Here is a 22,992-nt window from a genome sequence, read left to right as displayed (position 1 = left end):
GCCGCTAGAGTACTACTCGGTAGCCGTTACTCGGTAGCCGCTACCCGGTAGCCGCTACCCGGTAGCCGCTACCCCGTATTCCTCATGCCCACTGCGATACCGGCGATGGTTACCATCATGGCGCGCTCTAGGGTAGGGTCGGCTTCATCGCCTTTAGCTCGAATGCGCTCTAGCAATTCGATCTGTAAGAAGTGCAGGGGTTGTAAGTAACCAGCACGAATATTCATCGACTCTTTGCCCTTGGGATCCGATTCCATGACTTCTTTTTGCTGCAATATGTCAAGTAACAGCGCCATGCTCATCTTGAGCTCATCGCGTAATGCATCGCCTAAATGCTGCAATTCTTCAGGCACCAAGCGTTTATCATACTCAGCACTGATACGCGGGTCAGCTTTGCCAAAAACCATGTCCAACATAGAAAAACGCGAATGGAAGAAAGGCCAATTCTGCAACATATCATCGATTAACGGACGCTGACCTGCATCAATCGCAGTTTGCACCGCTTTCATCGCACCAAGCCAGGACGGCAACACTAAACGAGTCTGTGCCCAGGCGAAAATCCACGGAATAGCACGCAAGCTTTCAATGCCGCCACTGGGTTTACGTTTGGCAGGGCGGCTACCCAGGGGTAACTTGCCTAGCTCTTGTTCAGGAGTAGCTACTCTGAAATAAGGCACAAAGCTTGGATCGTGACGTACAGTATTCCGGTAATTGTCACGAGCGTTGGCGGCAACCTCGGTAATTAACTCGCGCCATTCTTGTTTCGGTGCCGGTGGCGGTGAAATCAATGCTTCTAAGATAGCGCTGGCATATAACGATAGACTGTGCTGAGCCAATTGGGGCATGCCAAACTTATAGCGGATGGTTTCACCTTGCTCGGTAACACGAAAGCCACCTTTTAACGAGCCAGGAGGTTGAGACAAAATTGCGGCGTGAGCGGGTAAGCCACCACGTCCAATCGTACCGCCACGGCCATGGAACAAGGTTAAGTTAATACCATACTTGTCAGCAACGCCAACTAAGGCTTCTTGTGACTCATATTGTGCCCAACCGGCTGCCATGGCACCGGCGTCTTTAGCTGAATCCGAGTACCCGATCATGACGTACTGATGGCCTTGAATAAAGCCACGGTACCAATCGATATTCATTAGCGCATCAATTACGCTGGCAGCGGCATTCAAATCGTCCAAGGTTTCAAAGAGCGGAGCAACCGGCATCGGCCAGGTCACACCAAACTCTCGTAGTAACAAGTGCACACTGAGTACGTCTGAGGGCAAACTTGCCATTGAGATAATGTAAATGCCGAAGCCTTCTTCACTGTGCTGAGCCACGACCTTACAGGTATCTATGACTTCTTGTACCTCAGCAGAAGGTTGCCAATTTGACGGGAACAAGGGGCGTTTAGAGCTAAGCTCTTTAAGCAAGAAGGCTTGTTTGTCTTCTTCGCTCCAATTGGTGTAATCACCCATGCCCAGATGGCGAGTCAGTTCACTAAATACGTCGGCATGACGTTCAGCGTCCTGACGAATATCCAATTTGAGCAAATGCACCCCAAAACAATGTACGCGGCGAATAGTATCCAGCAGGCGACCATCGGCAATTACGCTCATACCGCAGGCTTGCAATGAGTTGTAACACAGCATCAATGGGGTTAGCAGTTCTTCTTTACTGGCAATCCACTTGCTATCATCCACTGATTCATCAATTAGGAAGTCTGCAATACCGGTTTTTGTAGCGGTAAGTTTGCTCAATAAAGGACGTAACAGTGCGCGATAAGGCTCAAGCTCGTCGCCAACCTGTGTGCGTATGGTTTCGTCACAGTCACTCATGGACAACTCGACTTGCAGCATATCTACGTCTTGAGCAAAGAGCTTAGCGGCGCGCTTACGGGCCAACAACAATACTTGCTGGGTTACTTTAGAGGTAACATACGGGTTACCGTCCCGATCGCCGCCCATCCATGAACTTAATTTTACTGGCGCGACGTCAAGTGGCAGCGCTAAATTGTACTTAGATTCGAATTGACTGCTTAGCTCACGGACGAAATCGGGCACGGCTTCCCATAAGGAGTTCTCTATAACCGAAAAGCCCCAGCGAGCTTCGTCAACCGGGGTGGGACGCACAGTACGGATCTCCTCGGTGTGCCATGCTTGGGCAACCAAGTCTGCGATACGAGTGCGTATTTTATCGCGCTCAATTTCGGATAAGCCTGTTTGATGCACTTTTCGCAAACACTGAGCAAGTTCACTGTGTTTATGGATCAAAGTTCGACGCGTCACCTCTGTGGGGTGTGCCGTTAAGACAAGCTCAATACTGAGTTGATCAACCGCTTTTTCGAACGTCTCAGCTGACACATTAGCTTTATCTAAATGGCTAAATAATTCTTGTATGGGATCGTCGTCATGATGGACGCTGTTGAACTCTTGTTCGGCGATGTTTGCCAAATTTAGAAACTGTGAGAAAGCACGACCAACCACCAATAACTGCTCATCTTCGAGCTCGCTAAAAAGCGCTTTTAATTTGTCGGAACATTCACTGTCGCCTTGATAGGATTGACGGCCGTCTAATCTGATGGTTTCTATTCGTTGCAGCCATTCATCACCAAGCTGGGCTCTGATCATGTCGCCCAAAGTTGTCCCGAGATTACGTACGGTTTCTTTTAATTGTGAGTCGAGAATTTTTGGCACAGTTGCCTCCGCTGAAATAATAGAAAGTTAACATTATATCCAAAACAGCCGCCTACCATACTGACAAAGCGTTGCTTTGTCCAAGTCAGGGGAGAGAGATTGGCTGAATAAGATAGATACTTTTACCTTAAAGTAGCTCCCAGTGACAGGTGTATTTGCACCTGTAAGTTTTCTAACACACTTACCAGAATACCCCTGTATGTGGGCTTTTTGGTCGCTGTGCCTTTGTGTTATGATACCCGCCATTTTTTACCAAGCAACGTAATAAAACGTGTGCTTTTTAAGTTAGGAGTCAATGTGACAGATAAATTTTCGAGTGTAGAGCTTCAGGCAAGTTATGGTATTGGTTTGCAAATGGGTGAGCAATTGCGTGCCAACCCGTTCACTGGTTTAGACATTTCTGCCGTTCAGGAAGGTTTGGCGGATGCATTTAATCTGCAACCCGCGCAAGTAACTAATGACATACTACGGGTTGCTTTCAACGAAATTCATGAACGTATGCAATCAGAAAAATCAGCCAAGTTTGCCGATGCGGTTGCCGCCGGTGAGAAGTTCCTGGCCGAAAATGCTCAGCGACAAGAAATAACCGTTACCGATAGCGGTTTACAGTATGAAGTACTTAATGCCGGTGAAGGAGAAACTCCCCAAGCGGATTCAACGGTTCGTGTTCATTATCATGGTACCTTACTCGATGAAACGGTTTTTGATAGCTCCTATGATCGTGGCGAACCTGCTGAGTTCCCGGTAAACGGTGTCATTAAAGGCTGGACCGAAGCTTTGCAGATGATGCAAGTGGGCGCCAAGTTACGTTTATATGTACCCCATGAGTTAGCTTATGGCGAACAGGGTGCCGGTGGTGCAATTGCGCCGTTTAGTACCCTGATTTTTGATGTTGAACTATTGGACATACTTGCATAGTCACTCAATCTGATAAAAAGAAGCCGGTTATCCGGCTTCTTTTGTACAGATACTAAAAATCCGATAACGAATGACTCGTTATCGGATTTTCTCATTTTCAAATTGCTGGTACTACATATTATTTAGAGAACCGGTAATAGCATCAAATGTTAATACATCTCCAATTCGTCCTGGGCATTCATACCCAATTCCTTTAATTCTTGTCGTAATCTGTAGCGATCATGGATTGCCTCAATCTCTCTCCACTTTCGTTTAGTTGCTTTGTTTTTAGAAGGGCGGGATTCTGCATCAATCACTGACAATAATTCAGACTTATCCATTGAGATCTCCTTGATTACTTTGTGCATAATATTGAAATCTTTAAACTTTTTATTTAGTAAAAATAAAAAACTCAAACAACTGTTTACCATAGGAGCCGCTAAAATAGAATACATTTGTTTACTTTTTATTAACGTCTAATGAAGTTTTTTTGATTTTTGTTGGGTTAGGTTGCATTAGTAAGGGGGGGCTGGGCTAGTATTAACACCAATGTGGGCAGTTGACTCTTGGTACCGTTACCTTTAGCAGTATGTTGAGTTGTAATTCGACTTTATTATCTTAAGAGATTTATATCGTTGATAATAAGGGAGTTAAGTAATTCTCACAAAAGTCAGCGAGAATTACTTATGGAATAATTACGTATACTATTTAGTCTTAGGTACGTATTTATCAGCGTGCGTGGTTCCAGTATAGCTGGAAAATTCAGACTCACTTACTCGGCTATCACTGTCTACATCCATGTATCCGAAGTGTTTATCCATCTTGTTTCCTGACGCTTCTTCTATAGAGATATAACCATTGTCATCTTCGTCCAGATCTGAAAACGAGCTGGTAATAGGGTCAAGTTGTTTAACTTTGGCTGTCTGTGCGGATTCAGCGACTTCTTTATTTTCTGCCACTTCGCCGACATGCTTTTCCATGTATGCATTAAACTCCAATCGACTAATTTCACCGTCTTTAGTGCCATCAACCATACCGTCTATCTTGGCAAAGTGTTCCCATATATCATCGTCATCGGCTTCTTCCTTAGAAATGAAACCATCACTGTCATTATCTAAGCTCTCAAACGAGCTGCTAATTTTGTCCATTGAACTATTCTCTTCGGCAAAAGCTGGCGCGGCTAAGATGGCGGCAATAACTGAGGCTAACGTAAATCTGTTCATATTGAATCTCCTTTAAATGACATTCCCTTAAGCGGGATAGTTAACTACGAAACGAATAAACAATTTGCATGCCAGTAATAAAAGTCCTTAAATAACAGTTTGTTAAGTTGGTTTTTTTGCCATCGCAGCACGCATTTGGTGTAATAACTACGCGAGGATTGCAACTTTTTCCAATGCTTTGCAGTGTAGTTACTAAATGTAAAGGCTCAGTCATATCTGTATATGCCACGGCGTGAAAAGGCGTCAGATTGCCTAGTTAAAATCGAACATTTTGTCGGCTACCCAATATGCAGCAGGTGTTTTTACATCTTTATGTTCGGTAATGAAAAACTTGCAATCTGTACGCAGTACTTACATTTTTTTTCCCGTCACCACTCATTTATTAAGTATAAGTCATTGTATTATATAGATTAATAAAAGTGGTGTGAAATTTGTATGAACATTGACTAATATATTGCTGTAAATTGCCTGAACGGTGATAATGAAGTCGTTAAAGAATTTCGATAAATATTGCACGGTGACAGTAATAGCAGCTAGTTTGTTCAGCTACTGTTAAGATTAAGTTGTCAAAATGAATTTTCTGATATGGACGTTGGTAGTTACTCAATTCTTGTATTGATGATGTCACCGACTATATTAAATTTGTATCTAAAGTTTCATTGATGTTTTAGATTTTAGTTAAGTGGGTTTCTAAACTAATAATTAAAGTATTAATGGTACCTTTTTTGTAATTAATGTTTAGGGTGTCATATGATTAAAAAAGAAGTTTTCTTCACCTCTCTTGTGGCTTTCGGTGTGAGTTTAGCGGTTTCTTCAGCTGCAGCCAACGAAAGTCAAATTCCAGCTTACTTAGACGATGCACTGGCTCCTAGCGAGTTTGAGATCACACTTGAGCAACTTAAATCTCGCCCTTTGGCCTATCAAGCGAGTGCCAAATCGTCGCCTGGCGCTTCGACCAAAGCCGATCCGGTGGTAATAGATCTTTTTGTGTGGTTCCAGCCAGCCTACCTGTCTAAGGTTGGCGAGCAATCAGCCCATACCCGCTTTAGTGAGATGGTCGCGGGAATAAACGAAGCATTTGTGCGCAGTGAAGTAGATGCTTCCGTACGTTTGGTAAATGCAGAGCCATTACAAAATGTATCAGATGAGTTGCCTTTGCAAAGTACAAAAGATAGTGGTGGCAATGTTATTACTCAAGGTGCGTTAGATCGGTTCAATTCTGTCGTGCTCAATGCAGAAGCGCGTGCCGAGGGACCCTACTACGAGTACAATCAATATGAAGCCTATGGCGCCGATTTGGTGATGTATGTGCGGGATTTCCGTGAATCGGACCAAACCGAACTCTCATTGGGTGTCGGTACCAACGAAGGGCAGTTAAGCGCTGTTTTCGATCGTTATGACGGCCTGTCTGCAGAGTTTGAACTTGAAGCCTACAGTATCTTTATGCACGTCATTGGGCATAACTTAGGTGGCGACCACGAGGCGGGCAGCATATCTACGATATTGTCTGACCCGGATGCGAGAGCAACGACCTGTGATGGCGGCAAAAATACTATTATGTGGAGCGGCTACGTCAAAAATAATGTTGTGAACGTCTATTCAAATCCTAATATCCAGCTCGGTGGTGAGTTTTGCGGTGAATTGGGCAAGACAGATAACGCCAGGGTACTGAACTCCAACGCTGTACTGACCGCTAATCGTTGGGATGCTCCTGCTAGTTCAGGCACTATTTCTTTTAGCCAAGCAAATTATACGGTGAATGAAATAGACGGTACGGTGTCCATCGCGCTGACTAGAGAAGGCAGTCTGACCGGTGAATCTGAAGTGAACGTGGCGGTAATAGATGGCAGTGCTACGGTCGGTGGCGATATTGCGGTGGCATCTGGCAGCAAACGTGTGATCTTCGCCTCTGGTGAAAGTTCGGCTACGGTTGTACTTGATTTGGTCGTCGATGGAGACGGTGAATCACAAGAATCAGTCGATCTGGCATTGCGTTATCCTCGTGCGGCCACAGTGTCTTCGACTCAGGCGACCTTAACGATCGATGATGGCGTGGCAGTTACTCCTGCACCGGGAGAAATTACGGTATCGGTTAGTGCCGCTAAAGCAGAGGGTGGGAATGTTGTTGTCACTCTTGATCGAATTAACGGTTCGGACGGTGAGATCACCCTGAATGTGGCTACCAGTTTAATGACAGCTACTACCAGTTTAGATGCTGCTTCTGCTAGTGACTTTACAGCGCAAAATACAGCGGTAATATTCGCGGACGGTGAAACTCAGAAAACCGTTAATATTGCGACCACGGACGATATACTGGTTGAGAAGACCGAAGGTTTTACAGTCACGGTTACTAATGACCAATCTATAGTGATCACCAATAGCCAGTCGACTGCACAAATTCTGGATAATGACGAAGCGGCAGCGCCCATTACTCCAGCGCCGACTACGCCCCCAAGTTCCGGTGGTGGTGGATCATTTGGTTGGCTGTCAGTATTACTAGCCGGTTTGTTATTTAGAAAGAAATAATCCGCGGTCAATGATTGCGTTAAGGGCGCCAAATCTAATTCAGGTTTGGCGCTTTTTTTTTGCGTATCAAAAAACTGCGAGTGAAGCCGATATATTCCCAGTCTATTTCATTTGAGCTTTATTTTTTTCTGACCGATGTAGTCGGATCTAAAAAATTCGGCAAATCGCATTTATATGTTAACCGCAGGTTTTTCTAGGTTTTCCTCGTCGAAATGGTCCCTGGCTCTTGATAAAAAATTCAATCTTGCCATGCTACAGCCAACTAAGTTTATAAGATTTAATCGTAATGGAAATCATTTGGTTAGTATGTGCATTTATCGGTGGGTTAAGCATGAAGCAGCTTGGCTTACCACCACTGATCGGTTTTCTGGGCGCAGGTTTTTTGCTCAATTATATGGGTTTTCAATCGTCAGATAATTTACAGGCCCTGGCGGATATGGGTATTACCTTGATGCTTTTTACCATAGGTTTAAAGCTCAAAGTTAAAGACTTACTGAAGCCCGAAGTGTTGGTTGCCAGCGCCCAGCATATGTTAATTTGGGTATTGGGTTCCTCTGCTATCTTATTAGCTTTAAGTTATTTGGGGTTATCTTATTTTAGCGGCATGAGTGCCGGACAATGTGCGCTTTTAGCTTTTGCCCTAAGTTTTAGCAGCACGGTGTGCATCGTTAAAATACTCGAGGAGAGCGGTGAACTCAAAACCCGCCATGGCAGAATAGCCATCGGGATCCTGGTTATGCAGGATATCTTTGCGGTTTTATTTTTGGTAGTGGCCGCAGGCAAGGTCCCCACTATTTGGGCTTTGGCGTTGTTTGCCCTGTGGTTTGTGCGTCCGGTATTGTATCGCTTGGTCCATAGCGCGGGTCATGGCGAATTATTGCCATTAACCGGTTTTCTATTCGCTTTAGGCGGCTACTATCTATTTGATCTCGTTGGTATAAAAGGTGATTTAGGGGCGCTGATCCTGGGTATGTTGATCGCCCCTCATGCCAAAGCCGCCGAGTTGAATAAATCATTGCTAAGTTTTAAAGATTTATTTTTGGTGGGATTTTTCTTATCGATTGGCCTGATCGCCTTACCAAACTTGGAAATGGTTGCCATCGCTCTGTTACTTTGTGCACTGGTTCCTCTTAAATTCCTATTATTCTTTTTTACCTTGGTACAATTCAAATTACGCGCCCGCACAGCTTACTTGTCTGGCTTAGTTTTGAGTAATTTCAGTGAGTTTGGGTTGATCGTTGCGGCACTCGCGGTGGGAACGGGCTGGCTTGAAGCACAGTGGTTAGTCATCATCGCCTTGTCTGTAGCATTTTCCTTTGTTTTTACCAGTTTTCGTTATAAAACAGCCCACAGCCAGTATCTGGATCTTAAGTTAAGGTTGCGGAAATATGAAAGTAAAAAACGCCTCAAAGAAGATATTTATCAACAACCCGATGGTGCCAAAGTTTTGTTGATCGGCATGGGCCGGGTAGGCAAAGGGGCTTATGGCGCCTTGCGGCCTAACTTAGGCCATCAATTGTGTGGTGTTGATGCTGACCCGGCACGAGTTCACACGTTGCAAGCAGACGGCATGCGGGTGATAGTCGGTGACGGAGAAGATGCCGACATGTGGGAAAATGTCGACACCACAGACGTTAAACTCATACTGCTGGCGCTGCCCTCAATTGATGACACCGCGCATATAACGCAGCAGCTTCGCGTGGCCAATTACCAGGGTAAAATTGCTGCCATTGCGCGTTACGACGATGAAGTCGAAAAGCTGATGTCTACGGGCACAGATTATGTGTTTAACATGTTTACCGAAGCCGGAGCGGGTTTGGCGGAAGAAAGTTTACGTATGCTCAGTGCTGAAGGCGCGTATGAGGTAGCAAAACCCCTTACATGAGGGCTTTGACGAGCGTTAACTTAAAACTCACCCTATTAGTTAATGAATAGGTTTTGCGTTGCTTGTACGTGCTAGCATCCGCGTTATTGATTGTGATTTTTACGCTATTTCTACCGAGTTACACTCTGTGCATTCAGCATTAAGGGCTATAAATGAAAATGTTATGTATATTGGCAGGCTTAATCTTTAGTTTGTCGTTATCGGCCAAACCACTAGATTTAAAAACGTTAAATTACAACGCTACATTGAGTGAAGTGCAGTATCCGTTCCCAGTGCAACACTTTGCACTGCAGTCTCAAGGCCAGTCTTTAGACATGGCTTATATGTATTTACCCGCGTCCGCCAAAAAAGAAGTGGTGGTGTTATTACACGGTAAAAACTTCAACGGCGCGTATTGGCAGACAACCGCTAAATATTTGCACGATCAGGGCTACGGCGTGCTCATCCCTGATCAAGTAGGGTTTGGGAAATCTTCTAAACCTGTGGATTTCCAATATTCGTTTGCTGCGTTAGCCAAGCATACCAAGTCGTTAATGCACGCCCTTGGGGTAGAGCGAGGCATTATGCTTGGCCACTCAATGGGGGGCATGTTGGCCAGCCGCTTTGCCTTGATGTTTCCTGAAACAACATTCCGCTTAGTGTTAGTTAACCCCATCGGGCTTGAGAACTACCTGACTTATAGTGATTATAAAGACGTGGATTTTTTCTATCAGCAAGAACTGAAAAAAAATGCAGAGTCGATTCAGGCTTATCAACAACGTAATTATTACGCTGGTAAATGGAATCAGGATTACGCCCAGCTAACCTACTTTTTAATTGGCCAAGCCCAGGGGCCAGACAAAGAGAGGATCGCTAAGGTAAATGCTTTGACCTACGATATGATATTCACTCAACCTGTCATCAACGAATTTGAAAACCTGATAGTGCCGGTTCGCTTAATATTGGGCACCAGAGACAGAACAGGCCCAGGGCGAAACTGGCAAAAAATGGGCAATACCTACGAACTGGGTCGCTACGATCTGCTCGGAGAGCGGGTGTTGCAAAAGATTGATGGCGGCAAATTATATAACTTAGCTGGCGTGGGACATCTGCCGCAGATCGAGGACTTTGCGCGCTTTAAAGTGGCGCTTGAGCAAGCACTGAACTAAGTCCAGCTCAGCATGCGGTTGTCTGATATCACCTAAAGCCTAAAAGACAGGGTGACGCCATTCGGTCGTTATCATATGTTTGAAGGCGGCGGCCCTGGTGCTTGGTTTGGGGCAATGACCATAATGGGCAGTCTATTTGGTCAGTATTGATCGTCACAACAAGACTTGCTGTATAATGCCCTTTATCATTTCACGTCGGTATCGGTGGTTAAGAAAAAAGAGACCTTAGGGCCTCCTTTTCCGTTTAGGCTAGCTGTTAGCTTGTCTGAAGCGCGCGATCAATGCATTGGTTGAGCTGTCAAATGCCAGCGTCGCGTCGGTGTTGACGATTTTATCCAGCACTTGATTACCTAACTCTTTGCCAAGCTCTACTCCCCACTGATCAAATGAATTCACACCCCATATTGCCCCTTGCACAAACACTTTGTGTTCGTACATGGCCACAAGTGCTCCTAGCGTTTTTGGATCCATTTTTTCAAACAACAAGGTGTTACTGGGTTTGTTACCTGGCATGGTTTTATGTGTGGCCAATTCAACCCGTTCGGCATCGTTTAAACCTTTATTAGCAAGGTCGCTGTAACATTCCTCAAAGGTTTTACCTTGCATCAAGGCTTGAGTTTGGCCGAAACAATTTGACGCCAACATGGCGTGATGGGTGGGATCTTGGTTGGCTACATTTAACGGCAGCATGAAGTCAGCCGGGATCAACAAGGTACCTTGGTGAATAAGCTGGTGGAATGAATGCTGACCATTAGTGCCTTCACTACCCCAAATAATCGGACCTGTGGCGTAATCGACTTGGGTAGTATCACCGGCAATATTTTTGCCGTTGCTTTCCATATCCAGCTGCTGGACATAAGCAGGGAATCCACGTAAATAGTGATAGTAGGGTAAAAGAACATGGCTTTGGGCACCAAAAAAGTTGATATACCATACGCCAAGTAGAGCCGTTATCATTGGTAAGTTTTGCTCGGGTGGAGCGGTTTTAAAGTGCTCATCCATGGCGAAAGCACCCTCAAGCAACTGACGATAATTGTCGTAACCCATAGTTAAGGCGATGGGTAAACCAATGGCTGACCACAAAGAATAACGTCCACCGACCCAATCCCACATGGGGAATATGTTCTCTTCGGCCATACCAAATTCGGTTGCTGCTTTGATGTTAGACGACACAGCTATAAAATGTTTAGCAATGTCTTGTTGGGTACCACCGGCCTTTAAAAACCAGGCTTTGGCGGTTAAGGTATTTTGCAGGGTTTCTTGGGTGGTAAACGACTTAGACGACATAACCACCAGGGTTTCTTCGTGATCCAGCGTAGCCAGTACGTCTTGAATGTGACAAGCATCGACGTTAGCCACGAAATGCACTTTAACACCTTCAAACCAATAAGGTTTAAGAGCTTCCGACATGATTTTCGGACCCAAAAAGGAACCACCTATGCCTATGCTTACAATCTGTTTAAGGGGGCGGCCTGTATACCCCTTGCGGTTGCCGCTGTGCACACTGGCCACAAAGTCTTTGATTTTTTGTTGGCAGGCCAAAATATCAGGCATCACGTCTGCGCCATCGAGAAATATGGGCTGACCAGAAAAATTGCGTAAGGCGGTATGCAGCACAGCACGTTGTTCTGTGTGGTTGATTAACTCGCCAGCAAACATCGCATCCCGTTTGGAGCTGACTAGGCATTTTTCGGCCAGCTTGAACAAGGTTTGCATCACCTCGTCGGTGATCAGGTTTTTTGAGAAGTCTAGTTCGATTCCGCAGGCCACCTGCTGATATTTACTGGCGCGTTCGCTATCGTTAGCAAACCAATCACGCATATGCTGTTGTTTAACATCTTCAGCTAAAGAAGCAAGTTTTTGCCAAGTAGGGGTATCAGTCAACGCAGTCATGCAGGACTCCTTGGGAGTTAATGTAGAATGTATAAAGTAAAAAAAAGCGTCTAATCAGACGCTCTTTATATAATGCTAGTATTACAGGTAGTTTTTTAACAGTGTTTCAAGCTTAACTTGGTCAGCTGCGAAATTGCGGATCCCTTCGGACAACTTTTCAGTGGCCATGGCATCCTGGTTCATTTCCCAGCGGAAAGCGGCTTCGTCAAGAGGCTGGCCAGCTGTTTTGGTGGCACCGTTATCTTTTAGTTTCACTTCAAGTGGCGCGTCGCTGTTGGATAATTCTTCCAATAATCCAGGGCTAATCGTTAAACGGTCACAACCGGCAAGCTCAGTAATTTCACCGATATTGCGGAAGCTTGCACCCATGACTACAGTTTTATAACCATGTTCTTTGTAGAAGTTATAAATTTGGGTAACAGATTGCACGCCCGGATCTTCACTGGCCGGGTAACTGGTTTTGCCTGTACTGGCCTTGTACCAATCGAGAATACGACCCACAAAAGGTGAAATAAGATAAGCACCCGCTTCGGCACAAGCACGGGCTTGAGCAAAGCTAAACAACAAGGTTAGGTTACAATTGATGCCTTCTTTTTCTAAATGCTCAGCCGCTTTAATGCCTTCCCAGGTAGAAGCCAGTTTGATCAAAATTCGGCTTTTGTCGATACCGGCATCTTGATACAAAGCGATAAGTTTATGGGCCTTTTCTATGCTGCCTTGGGTGTCAAATGAAAGACGCGCATCAACTTCGGTGGAAATACGTCCGGGAACGATGTTGACTATGTCTGTTCCAATAGTTACCGACAACTTGTCACCAGCATCAATGATTTGCTGCTCAGCGTCATTCGACTGTTCTTTGGCCCAGGCGACGGCATTTTCCAGGTGGGGCCGGTACTGTGTTATCTCTGTGGCTTTTAACAGTAACGATGGGTTCGTCGTGGCATCAACAGGCTGATACTTTTTTATTGCTTCAATGTCACCGGTATCGGCAACGACAGTGGTGATTTCACGTAATGCTTGTAACTGACTGGTCATGGTAACCTCGAATTCATTATGTTGTAAAATTACAACATTTTAATCAACAAAAGTATATGTTCTGTGCGGACTGTTGTGGCTTTTCCCGGCATTATTAGTGCCTATTATATAACGGTTTACTACTTGCACAAACGTTGGCGTATCAGGCGAAACGGCGTGTTACAGTTTAACATAGGATATAACCGTTAAATTACAGACGCGAGTAAAACTACGCCAATGTCAGCAAAAATAACGTTATTGCAAGATGACATAACGCATCTGCAAGTGGAAGCAATAGTGAATGCCGCCAATCACAGCTTACTCGGTGGCGGCGGAGTCGATGGATCTATTCATCACGCTGCCGGGCCAGATTTACAGCGTGCCTGTAAAAAACTGGCTGGGTGCAAGACTGGTGAAGCAAAAATCACTCCGGGATTTTTGTTGCCTAGTCAGTATGTTATCCATACTGTAGGTCCTGTTTGGCAAGGTGGATTAAATAACGAACGCAACGATCTCGTCCTATGTTATCGCAGCGTACTCAGCCTGGCCGCTCAATACTCAATACGTTCCATAGCCTTTCCCGCCATAAGTTGTGGTGCCTATGGTTTTCCCATCGACGAAGCCTGCAGTATTGCCGTTAACACTGTGATTGAAGAACTGGGGCACTATGTTCACCTGCGCAAAGTGATCTTTTGTGCCTTTGATGAGATGACCCATCAGAGTCTGCTTAATGCTTTAGGACGCAGTCAGGTGCATTGAACGATTAAGCTCATCAATTTTTTGCGCTGGTGAAAACGTCTTAAGTTGGTATCATCCGCTTCTGATTTCTTATTGGATTTAGAATGTTACTCGTTGTTTCCCCAGCTAAAAATCTCGATTTCGAGACAGCTCCAGTTACTGAGCATTTTACCCAGCCCGAATTATTGGCCGATTCGAGCCAGTTAATTAAACGTTGTCGTAAGTTAAGCCCGGCTCAAATCGGCTCACTGATGAAAATCAGCGACAAGCTAGCCGGGCTCAACGCCGATCGTTATGCCAGTTGGCAGACCCCTTTTACGCAAGATAATGCCAAACAAGCCTTATTGGCGTTTAACGGAGATGTGTATACAGGATTAGATGCCCAATCTTTTAATTCACCGGATCTAACTTTCGCGCAAAAGCATTTACGCATTCTCTCCGGTTTGTATGGGGTACTCAAACCTCTGGATTTAATGCAAGCCTATCGTTTGGAAATGGGCACTAAACTGGATACCAAGCGCGGCAGCAATTTGTATCAATTTTGGGCAGACAAGATCACCGATAAGCTTAATGATGCACTGGCAGAGCAAGGCGACAAACAGCTGATTAATTTGGCGTCCAACGAATATTTTAAATCCGTTAATCGCAAAGCCTTACAGGCTGAAATATTTGAGCCCGTATTTAAAGATCGCAAAAATGGTCAGTACAAAATTATTAGTTTCTACGCCAAAAAAGCCCGTGGCATGATGGCGCGTTTTATAATTCAAAATCAGTTAAGTGACGTAAAACAGCTGCAAGATTTTGATGTGGCCGGTTACCACTTTGATAAGCGTATGAGTGACGGACACAAGCTGGTATTTTGCAGAGACGAGCAAAATTAACCTCGGTACAGAGACGTTGCAGGTAATTTGATATTTGAAAACGCTAAAAGACCTAATTTCCCTATGCTAGGACAACAAGATAGTAAACCGAGTTAACAATAATGGGCTGATGGGTATTATGGTACTAATAAGCTTTTTTTGAATGTACTGGATCGTATGTTTAAGAAAAGTTTGACTGAGGGTTTATTCAATAACTAAGGGAGGATAAAGCGTTTTACTGATGCTGACTGTTTAAGATGAAAAGCTGCGGACCGCGAGGCGGTCCGACTTACAATCTTTTATGTTGTTATTTATTTAATAAATTAAACAGGAACAACATTATTTGCACATGGGCCTTTTTGACCCTGGCCAACTTCAAATTCAACAGCTTGGCCGTCGTTTAAAGTTGCATATCCACCACCGTTTTTAATTTCTGAGTGATGAACAAATAAATCTTTGCTTCCGTCTTCTGGAGTAATGAAACCGAAACCTTTGTCTGCATTAAACCACTTAACTGTACCTTTACTCATACTATACTCTTTAATTAATAAATTTCATTGTTTGCAGAAACCTGCGAGCACAGTATAACCGCTATTCTGCTTTAAATCCGAACAATTAACGAAAAACCGGTCAAAGAGCCTTGATCAATCCACGCCAAAAACCGGTTAACCCCATGTAAATAGTAGCCCTCAGGTCAGCGGCAAGGGAAAATAAATATTTTAAATTAATTTTAAAAGACACCATTTTAGCGCTATTTTTTGTTGAATATGCCGTTTACACCTCACTACCACGACTTGTACCCGTCAAAAATTTGGCAGTGCCGGATACTCGTTTGTTTGCTTAATTATGTTGGTGGGTGAAATAGTAAATGTTTGTTCAAAAGAGTCTCCCAAGGTATCAAGTCATTACTTGAGGTGTTTCAACCTCGTCCTCACTGGCGCAATTTTTGCTTTTTACTGAGGCAGCTATTAAGCAAAAAGTGCTCCATGCATGTTGCAAACTAGGCTTAACCGCCACCGCGGAGCGATCAGCGTTGACTGGCAACCTATTTAAAAAAAGGGCAGGGCTGTGTAAATTTTTTACGGTCGTTTGAAGTTACTTTGTTTTGTATATCCCCTTTAGTAAACCGTACAACCTAAAATTGGCGCCAAGAATTATTAGGAGAACCTGAGAATGACAACCAAAGCTTCATCTTTATTTAAGCTGGATGAAAACTGCTGGAGAATAGACCATGTGGACTATGCCACCCCTTTAATTGACGGGGCTAATTATTATCAGGCTCTACATAGTTCCATTGTAAAAGCCAAACACAGTATTTTCATTGTGGGTTGGGATATCGATAGCCGCATTCGCTTGCTCAGAGGGGAAGAGGAAAACAATGCTCAAGCGCCTTCTGTTATCAGCGAGTTACTTAAGTGGAAAGCCGAGCAGGATCCTGAGATCAAAATCTATTTATTACGCTGGGATTCGTCTTTGGCATTTTTTAGTCAAAGAGAAATGTGGGCCAAAGAAGTATGGGATGAAAAAACCCCGGATAACGTCAAGACCCACCTGGATGACACTATTCCCATGGGGGGCAGTCAGCATCAAAAAATAGTGGTTATCGATGATCAAATTGCCTTCACCGGAGGCATGGATGTGTCAACAAATAGATGGGATACCAGAGAACATTTATGTGAGCATCCAGAACGGGTTGGACCAGACGGGCCGCATGGTCCCTTACACGATGTGCAAGTTGTCACTGCCGGTCCTTTGGTTGGGGAGCTGGCTAAGTTAGTTCGTTGGCGCTGGGATCGGATCAGCGAAATGGCCGCTATTCCACTGGCCAATCAAGGCACGCAGCATCAGGGACACCTTCCGCCGTCGTGGCCGGATGGTTTCCCTCCTACTATTAGTCATATTAATTGTGCGCTTGCGCGAACTATTCCCTTTATGGACGGAGTCGAACCCGTGCAAGAGGTGAGGCTTATGTTGCTGGACTTGATCGATAAAGCGCAGCATTTCATCTTCATCGAAAATCAGTTTACTACTCGACAAGAAATTGCAGAAGCCTTAAACAAACGCCTGAAAACTTGCCCTGGTTTACAAGTGGTGGTGGTTAGCTCTTATGAACCTAAAGGCAAAGTTGAGACTGAAGCATACTGGGCAAGCAGGATCGATTTTAAACATATTCTGGAAAATGGTATCGACCCAGAGCGCATCAAAATGACCTACTCTACGTTAACTGATGCCACCGGCAATGTTGCCCATAAAAGGGTACATTCCAAGGTAATGACTATCGATGATAACTATCTGGTTATCGGTTCATCTAACTTAAGCAATCGCTCCATGAGCCTGGACACTGAAATTGATTTGGTGTTTGCCGGTGACTCTGAGCAAAACAAACAGGATATCGCCCGGGTTAGAAATGACCTGTTAGCCGAACATACCGGGCGTAGTATTGGGCAAATTGAAAAGATATTTGCGCAATACGATCCCTTATTCGCTTTAATGAGTGATCAACATCCAGATCGTTACCAACTCGCTGAAGTAGAGGATGAGCAATTTACCAACAAAACCTGGCAACCCATGCTCAGTTCCCTTTCGGACCCAGAAGAACCTCTGATTGCCCCTATCCAAATGGCTAATGGTAAACTGATAGGATTTGGTAATCCCCGTCAAAAAACGATTGTGTATTTAATCGTTTTTGCCTTTATTGCAGTATTTGCTGGGGCCATTTTTTTAGCTGGTCAGGCGATCCCCTGGTTAACTGCGGAGAATCTCGAACAATTTCTGGAAAATACCCGGGGCACCCTTTGGGCCCTACCTACTGTTTGTTTGGCATACGTGATCGGCGGCCTGGTATTTTTCCCTGTTACTGTATTGTCCTTGGCAGTGGCCGCTGTTTTCGGGCCCATTTGGGGGCCAATTTATGGCATGGCCGGCGCATTATTGAGTTCGGCCCTGATGTTTATACTCGGTAATTTTATGGGTGATAAAGGGTTACGTGAAATAGGCGGGCAGCGAGTAAAAAACGTGGATGAAAAGTTTAAAGACAGTGGCATAGTCGGTGTGGCGGCTATCCGCATGTTACCCATAGCGCCTTTTAGTTTAGTCAATTTGGTGGCAGGTATTTCGTCCATCGGCCTGTGGCAGTTTTTGGCTGGTACCTTTTTAGGCATGTTCCCGCCCATGATAGCCAAAGGCTTAGTCGGCGACTCTTTGAGTAAAATATTCATCGATCCGTCACCTCAGAGCATTGGTTATTTGGTTGGAGGGTTAATATTTTGGATCCTGATGATAGTGGTCTCACAAAAATTGGCAAAAATGTATCAAGCTAGCCGTGCCACAGGTTGATGCGTCTTTTAACCTATAACATCCATAGCGGAGTGGGCAGCGATAAAGTGCAGAGTTACCAGCGTATTGGTCTTTTTTTGAAAGAGCATAAAATCGATATCGCTCTGCTGCAGGAAATGGACACGAGAGATGTTACTCGGGATAGCGAGCAAGACGTGCGAGATATCTGTGGAGACCATTTTCGCTCTCTGACTGCCTCCCCCGCTATTACCGAGCCCCAGGGCTGGTACGGCAATGCTATTTTAAGTCGTTTCCCGGTCGTGACCAATAAGACTATTGATGTCAGCCAGCAAGGATTTCAGCCGCGTAATATCCAGGAATTAGTCGTTACCACAGAGCGCGGCCCACTCACGTTAATCAATACTCATAAAGGTTTGAAAAAACATGAGCGGCGTAAACAGTTTGCCTTGCTCGACGAATATATCAGGCAAAACATGGGGCAGTCGTCTATGCCTATAATAGTGGCTGGAGATTTTAATGAGTGGCAGTTTTTCACCCGGGCGTTTACCCGGCTGAATAAGGTGCTGATCCAGCATTGTGTGGGAGCAACTTTCCCCACGTCTTGGCCGCTATTCCGCCTTGATCGCGTATGGACCAGTGCTGATTTGACGGTTAACAACGTTCAGGTTTTGAAAACAGCACACACCAAATACTATTCAGATCATTATCCTGTTTTGCTCGATATCGCCCTGTAAGGGCTTCTTCATGCAAGTTCTAGGAGTTACTTGAAATCGATAAACAGGTTGGCGGTTAACCTGCCGGTTCGCGGGTCAGCATCTATATCGCTATCGGGGCAAACGATAGTGGAATGCAACAAATTACCCGGGTAAATCACCAATCGATTGGGTTTGTATTCTATCTCATGGTAAAGCTCGTACTGGCCGTTTGACGACGAAAAGTAAGCGGCCTCTGGCTCGCCCACTCGTTGCACATAGTCATTGGCGGATTTGAGATATTCGTCGACCCGTTTATCACCAATTCGCTCAAATTCGGTTTGTTTGTGTCTAAACAATCCAGTATTGCCGTGGGGGCCGGCATTTAGATAGTGCAAGACCGCAAAATAAAACGGCTTACTTGTATCAAAATGGGGTAAGCGTTGCAGCAAATTAAGCTCTTCTGGCGCGAACGTTAACAGTGAATAAAACGACGGTTGTACCTTTAGCTGCAGTTTCAGGGGGATTTTGTAAAGTTCACAGACTTGCTGATAAACGCACTGCAGTACATCAATGACATATTGTCGTGGTAGTGCAGTGCGAATACCCGGATAGTAAGAATTACTATCTCGGCTAAAATCACCATTGTTGCAGGCATGCTCAATTAATTGGTGTGTGTTTAGGGCAAAATCGTCAAAGATCATCACAGGTGTCTCTTCATAGCCTATGAAGTGCACTTGAGCTTGATTTGCCGAATTGAGCATTACCCTAAAATTTTGCATCGGTCTAGATTACATCGAGTTTGACTTACAATAATGGTTGATAAAATCAATATGGTCTGGCCAATTGTTGACCTTACGTTTAACCCCAGCCTTGATGTTATCTAAAAACCCGCGCAATTCGTCGTCAGACATCATATCCACAATGGGGTGGTATTGTTCTGGCATTAGACCCTGTCCCAGCATCACCTGGATCCATGACGTTTCACCAAATAACTCTTCGGCTTTTTTGAACACTTTGCCGCCTTGCTGAAATAATGCCATGCGGTGTTTTAAGGTGTCGGGTATGGGCATATTGCGGCAATATCGCCAAAACGCAGTGTCTTTACGCTCCGTCAGATGATAGTGCAAAATGATAAAATCTTTTATGCCATCCACTTCGGTCTTGGTTTGGGTATTAAATTCATCTACATCCGCTTGATTGATGCCGGCAGAGGGAAACATTAGCATCAGGCGAATAATCGCCCGTTGAAATAAGTGGATCCCCGTTGATTCCAGTGGCTCAATAAAACCGGAAGAGAGCCCTATCGCCACACAGTTTTTATTCCAATGTTTACGGCGGGTGCCGGTCTTATATTTAATCACCCTGGGTTCGGTGAGCAATTCGCCTTCAATATTAGCCAATAAGGCTTGTTTGGCTTGTTCATCAGACAAGTATTTACTGCAAAATACAAAACCGTTTCCCGTGCGGTTTTGCAGCGGGATCCGCCATTGCCATCCAGCATCCCGAGCGATAGAGCGGGTATAGGGTACTGGCTTACCCACGGTTTTGGTTTGCACGGCGATGGCACTGTCACAGGGCAACCAGTGGCTCCAGTCATCATAACCAGTATGCAGCGCCTGCTCGATGAGCAAGCCCCTAAAACCGGTACAGTCAATAAATAAATCCCCTTCGACCACTTCGCCTGAGGCTAGGGTCAAGGAATTGATATGGCCGGAATCTTCGTCCAGGGTGACTTGCTGTATTTTGCCTTCAATGCGCTTACAACCATGTTTCTCGGCAATTTTTCGTAAAAACTGGGTATATAAACCGGCGTCTAGATGATAAGCGTGATTCAAGTCCTGATTAGCTAATACCGCGAAGCGCCCCTCTCGACAGGCTAGATGTTCCGGCACATAATCGCCAATTTGGGATACCATATTATGCTTTTTGCCCTTCAGCCAAAAATGCTGAAAACCCGCCGCCCAGCAATCCTGGCCAAGAAAACCAAACGAATGAATATAGTCTTTGCTTACGTCTCGCCAGTTTTCAAAGGAGATCCCCAGTTTAAAGGTAGCATTAGTGGCCGCCATAAATTCGGCTTCATTTATGCTCAATAACTTATGGAAAATATGCAGGGTAGGGATGGTCGCTTCGCCTACGCCGACAGTAGGGATGTCATCTGATTCGACCAAACTAACCTGTAAGTTTTTGCCTAATAATTTGCTTAATCCTGCGGCGGTCATCCAGCCGGCCGTTCCGCCACCGGCAATCACGACTTTTTTTACTGCTCTATTGTTTGTGTGCAAAATTATTCCTCAATAATCAGGATATTCAATAAAAAACCAGCGGCATTCATATTTTCAATTTATTAAGTAATTCCGCTCTAATTTTCTTGGCCGCTATGGGGTCTAAGGGTTGCGATAACATGCCTTTTACGGCATCGGGAATATGCCCTAAATCCCCTGGCTGGTGGTCGAAAATATAATAGTTAAATATTGCCTTCCACGCTCTGCGCTGCTCCGGTGGCAGATTGCGCAAACTTAATATCGCCAGTTTTAACGCGTTCTCTGGTCTGCCCATATAAGCCGGGCTATCTCGCCACCAATGGGTCAGCAACACGTTAAATGGGGTTAACCCTTCAACATGATGCCACCACATGCTGGGCAAAAATAATGCGTCACCTGGCTCTAAATCAGCGACTTGAGCTGCGGCCAACGCCTGTTTAAATTTTGGAAATTTGGCATGATCCGGATTGCTGAAATCTACCAAACTAATATCTTGTCCCCCTGGCGATAACTCCATGGGGCCAACATACAAGTTGGCTATTTGTTCCGGGGGGAAAACCGTATAGCGTCTTTTGCCTACGACGCAAACAGCCAAATTATTTGGCACGTCATAATGCGCGGCAATCTTACTTTGGTTACCAATCCATATATTGGTCAGTGGATTAAAAGCATCAAGCCCGGCATTGTTGTGTTGATTAAAGCCGGGTAGCCAGTTGTTTACGTCCGCGGACGCCACATAAATGGTGGGTGGTTTGGGATCGCCAAAATGGGCTATCAGTTTATCCAATACCAGATTGAGATCTGCTTTTACCCCCTGACAATTAAACCCTGTCATATCATCATTATAAAAAACCCGGCCTTGGGTTTCTGGCTCACCGTATGCACTAAACACTGGCTTGCCATTATACAGACTGCGCAAATAGTCGGCGGCCTTCTCAGCAGACTTCAGCCCAGCCTCGACTATTGGCCAGGCACCCGCGAACCCATTTAATATAAGGGGTTCGGTGGACGATAAAACAAACGGCGGGATGTCGCCCGGCCGACAATTGGTAATTTGTTTAACGGTTTTTTTGACTGCCAACATTGTATAATACCCAGCTAGGTTCGGCTCAACTGGCCGTTATAGCCCTAATAGTTCGTTTTTCTTGTTCATCAAGGTTCTGATATTAGCTTGCGAGGCGATCGTCATATAAATGGCCTGCAAATAGCCTTTTTCATGCAACTTGGCCAATACATCTCCATCGAGCTCATTCAGTCTGTCTTCGTTAATCGTATAAAATCCGAGCATTTGGTATTTAGTGTCATCATTAAGGGTGATGTCCAGAGTAAAGGTCTCTAACAGTTCATGCTCAAGCAAACAGTCGATAAATACTGCGCTATCCACAAAGCCATGATGTATCACCTCTAGCATGTCAGCGGCCCGGTCTAAATAGGGGCTGTTGCCACCATGGGTTAAAAATAAAGGCTCGCCCTGTTGTTGATTGACTCGCGGATTATCAAGATCGATATGTAATACTCTTTGTTCTTTTTCGACCCCATCTTCGTTGACCTTTTGTACCCCGATCAAGAAAGGCTGGCGGGCTACAGTTAAAGGTATGTAGCCTGCTTGCCATTTATTGTTTTTGAGAAACAAGTTTTCTTGATCCTGAAATCCGAACAAGGCTATGGCAAAAAATTTTCCGGTGTTGGGATCTTTGTTAAAAAAAATCGGGTAATAAGCTTGCACACTTCTGAATTCACCCGGGAAGGTGAGGCTGTACCATAAATCATCGCCATAGGCGGGTGAATGATCGGTAATCACTTTTACATTTTGATGATCGATACTGTTGAGTAATACATTGTTTGCCATGTTAAATCCCATTTCG

At 44.8% G+C, this 22,992-nt stretch carries 18 protein-coding genes; 8 read left to right on the top strand and 10 right to left on the bottom strand.

The annotated features are described in order from the left end of the window. Positions 1-68: 68 nt before the first annotated feature. Positions 69-2,687: a phosphoenolpyruvate carboxylase gene (gene ppc, locus AC3RV5_RS20425; RefSeq protein WP_489729408.1), complete on the bottom strand. Its 2,619-nt coding sequence runs from the start codon at positions 2,685-2,687 to the stop codon at positions 69-71. A 297-nt stretch (positions 2,688-2,984) separates the two neighbouring features. Between ppc and bamJ the strand changes: the two genes are divergently transcribed. Continuing rightward, positions 2,985-3,605, top strand: coding sequence for a BamJ family beta-barrel-assembly machinery protein (gene bamJ / locus AC3RV5_RS20420; protein WP_489729407.1), 621 nt, complete (start codon positions 2,985-2,987; stop codon positions 3,603-3,605). A gap of 149 nt (positions 3,606-3,754) precedes the next feature. Here the strand turns inward: bamJ and AC3RV5_RS20415 are convergent, their stop codons facing one another. Both AC3RV5_RS20415 and AC3RV5_RS20410 read right to left on the bottom strand, forming a co-directional pair. Then, the gene (locus AC3RV5_RS20415) at positions 3,755-3,925 is read right to left on the bottom strand and encodes a DUF3545 family protein (RefSeq protein ID WP_489729406.1); all 171 of its coding nucleotides are present in this window, start codon (positions 3,923-3,925) and stop codon (positions 3,755-3,757) included. A gap of 363 nt (positions 3,926-4,288) precedes the next feature. Further along, entirely contained in the window at positions 4,289-4,807 is a 519-nt protein-coding gene (locus AC3RV5_RS20410; RefSeq protein WP_489729405.1) for an EF-hand domain-containing protein, read from the bottom strand. Between the two features lie 750 nt (positions 4,808-5,557). On the opposite strand from AC3RV5_RS20410, the gene AC3RV5_RS20405 reads away from it, so the two are divergent. The 3 genes from AC3RV5_RS20405 (at position 5,558) to AC3RV5_RS20395 (ending at position 10,366) form a co-directional block, all read left to right on the top strand. Beyond that, positions 5,558-7,333, top strand: a complete 1,776-nt coding sequence (locus AC3RV5_RS20405; protein ID WP_489729404.1) for a Calx-beta domain-containing protein — start codon at positions 5,558-5,560, stop codon at positions 7,331-7,333. 286 nt (positions 7,334-7,619) lie between these two features. Beyond that, positions 7,620-9,218, top strand: a complete 1,599-nt coding sequence (locus tag AC3RV5_RS20400) for a cation:proton antiporter domain-containing protein (RefSeq protein WP_489729403.1) — start codon at positions 7,620-7,622, stop codon at positions 9,216-9,218. Between the two features lie 152 nt (positions 9,219-9,370). Continuing rightward, positions 9,371-10,366: an alpha/beta fold hydrolase gene (locus AC3RV5_RS20395; protein WP_489729402.1), complete on the top strand. Its 996-nt coding sequence runs from the start codon at positions 9,371-9,373 to the stop codon at positions 10,364-10,366. A gap of 249 nt (positions 10,367-10,615) precedes the next feature. Here the strand turns inward: AC3RV5_RS20395 and pgi are convergent, their stop codons facing one another. Further along, a complete protein-coding gene (gene pgi / locus AC3RV5_RS20390) occupies positions 10,616-12,259 on the bottom strand; it encodes a glucose-6-phosphate isomerase (protein WP_489729401.1) in 1,644 nt (547 codons plus the stop codon). A gap of 81 nt (positions 12,260-12,340) precedes the next feature. Further along, complete coding sequence (tal, locus tag AC3RV5_RS20385) at positions 12,341-13,294, bottom strand: transaldolase (RefSeq protein ID WP_489729400.1); 954 nt, start codon at positions 13,292-13,294, stop codon at positions 12,341-12,343. Positions 13,295-13,510: 216 nt separating this feature from the next. Here tal and AC3RV5_RS20380 point away from each other — a divergent pair, with 216 nt between their 5' ends. Next, the gene (locus tag AC3RV5_RS20380; RefSeq protein WP_489729399.1) at positions 13,511-14,032 is read left to right on the top strand and encodes an O-acetyl-ADP-ribose deacetylase; all 522 of its coding nucleotides are present in this window, start codon (positions 13,511-13,513) and stop codon (positions 14,030-14,032) included. Between the two features lie 83 nt (positions 14,033-14,115). Next, entirely contained in the window at positions 14,116-14,892 is a 777-nt protein-coding gene (gene yaaA, locus AC3RV5_RS20375; RefSeq protein WP_489729398.1) for a peroxide stress protein YaaA, read from the top strand. A gap of 302 nt (positions 14,893-15,194) precedes the next feature. Here yaaA and AC3RV5_RS20370 read toward each other — a convergent pair whose 3' ends face one another. Beyond that, positions 15,195-15,401 (bottom strand): cold-shock protein, encoded by a 207-nt coding sequence (locus tag AC3RV5_RS20370; RefSeq protein WP_489729397.1) that lies wholly within the window; start codon positions 15,399-15,401, stop codon positions 15,195-15,197. Between the two features lie 643 nt (positions 15,402-16,044). Between AC3RV5_RS20370 and AC3RV5_RS20365 the strand changes: the two genes are divergently transcribed. Beyond that, entirely contained in the window at positions 16,045-18,207 is a 2,163-nt protein-coding gene (locus tag AC3RV5_RS20365; RefSeq protein ID WP_489729396.1) for a VTT domain-containing protein, read from the top strand. Continuing rightward, the gene (locus AC3RV5_RS20360; RefSeq protein ID WP_489729395.1) at positions 18,207-18,902 is read left to right on the top strand and encodes an endonuclease/exonuclease/phosphatase family protein; all 696 of its coding nucleotides are present in this window, start codon (positions 18,207-18,209) and stop codon (positions 18,900-18,902) included. The genes AC3RV5_RS20365 and AC3RV5_RS20360 overlap by 1 nt, the downstream gene beginning before the upstream one ends. A 26-nt stretch (positions 18,903-18,928) precedes the next feature. On the opposite strand, the gene AC3RV5_RS20355 is transcribed toward AC3RV5_RS20360, so the two are convergent. The 4 genes from AC3RV5_RS20355 to AC3RV5_RS20340 form a co-directional block, all read right to left on the bottom strand. Further along, complete coding sequence (locus AC3RV5_RS20355; protein WP_489729394.1) at positions 18,929-19,642, bottom strand: DUF6445 family protein; 714 nt, start codon at positions 19,640-19,642, stop codon at positions 18,929-18,931. Between the two features lie 9 nt (positions 19,643-19,651). Next, complete coding sequence (locus AC3RV5_RS20350; protein ID WP_489732223.1) at positions 19,652-21,085, bottom strand: tryptophan halogenase family protein; 1,434 nt, start codon at positions 21,083-21,085, stop codon at positions 19,652-19,654. A gap of 109 nt (positions 21,086-21,194) precedes the next feature. Continuing rightward, on the bottom strand, positions 21,195-22,211 hold the full coding sequence (locus AC3RV5_RS20345; protein WP_489729393.1) for a cupin-like domain-containing protein: 1,017 nt from the start codon (positions 22,209-22,211) through the stop codon (positions 21,195-21,197). A 36-nt stretch (positions 22,212-22,247) separates the two neighbouring features. After that, positions 22,248-22,976, bottom strand: coding sequence for a SapC family protein (locus tag AC3RV5_RS20340; protein WP_489729392.1), 729 nt, complete (start codon positions 22,974-22,976; stop codon positions 22,248-22,250). Positions 22,977-22,992 lie beyond the last annotated feature (16 nt).

The sequence above is a fragment of the Paraglaciecola sp. IT1134 genome (assembly GCF_058068185.1).
The sequence above is the reverse complement of the archived record's forward strand: the minus strand, read 5'-3'. Positions and strand labels throughout refer to the sequence as shown.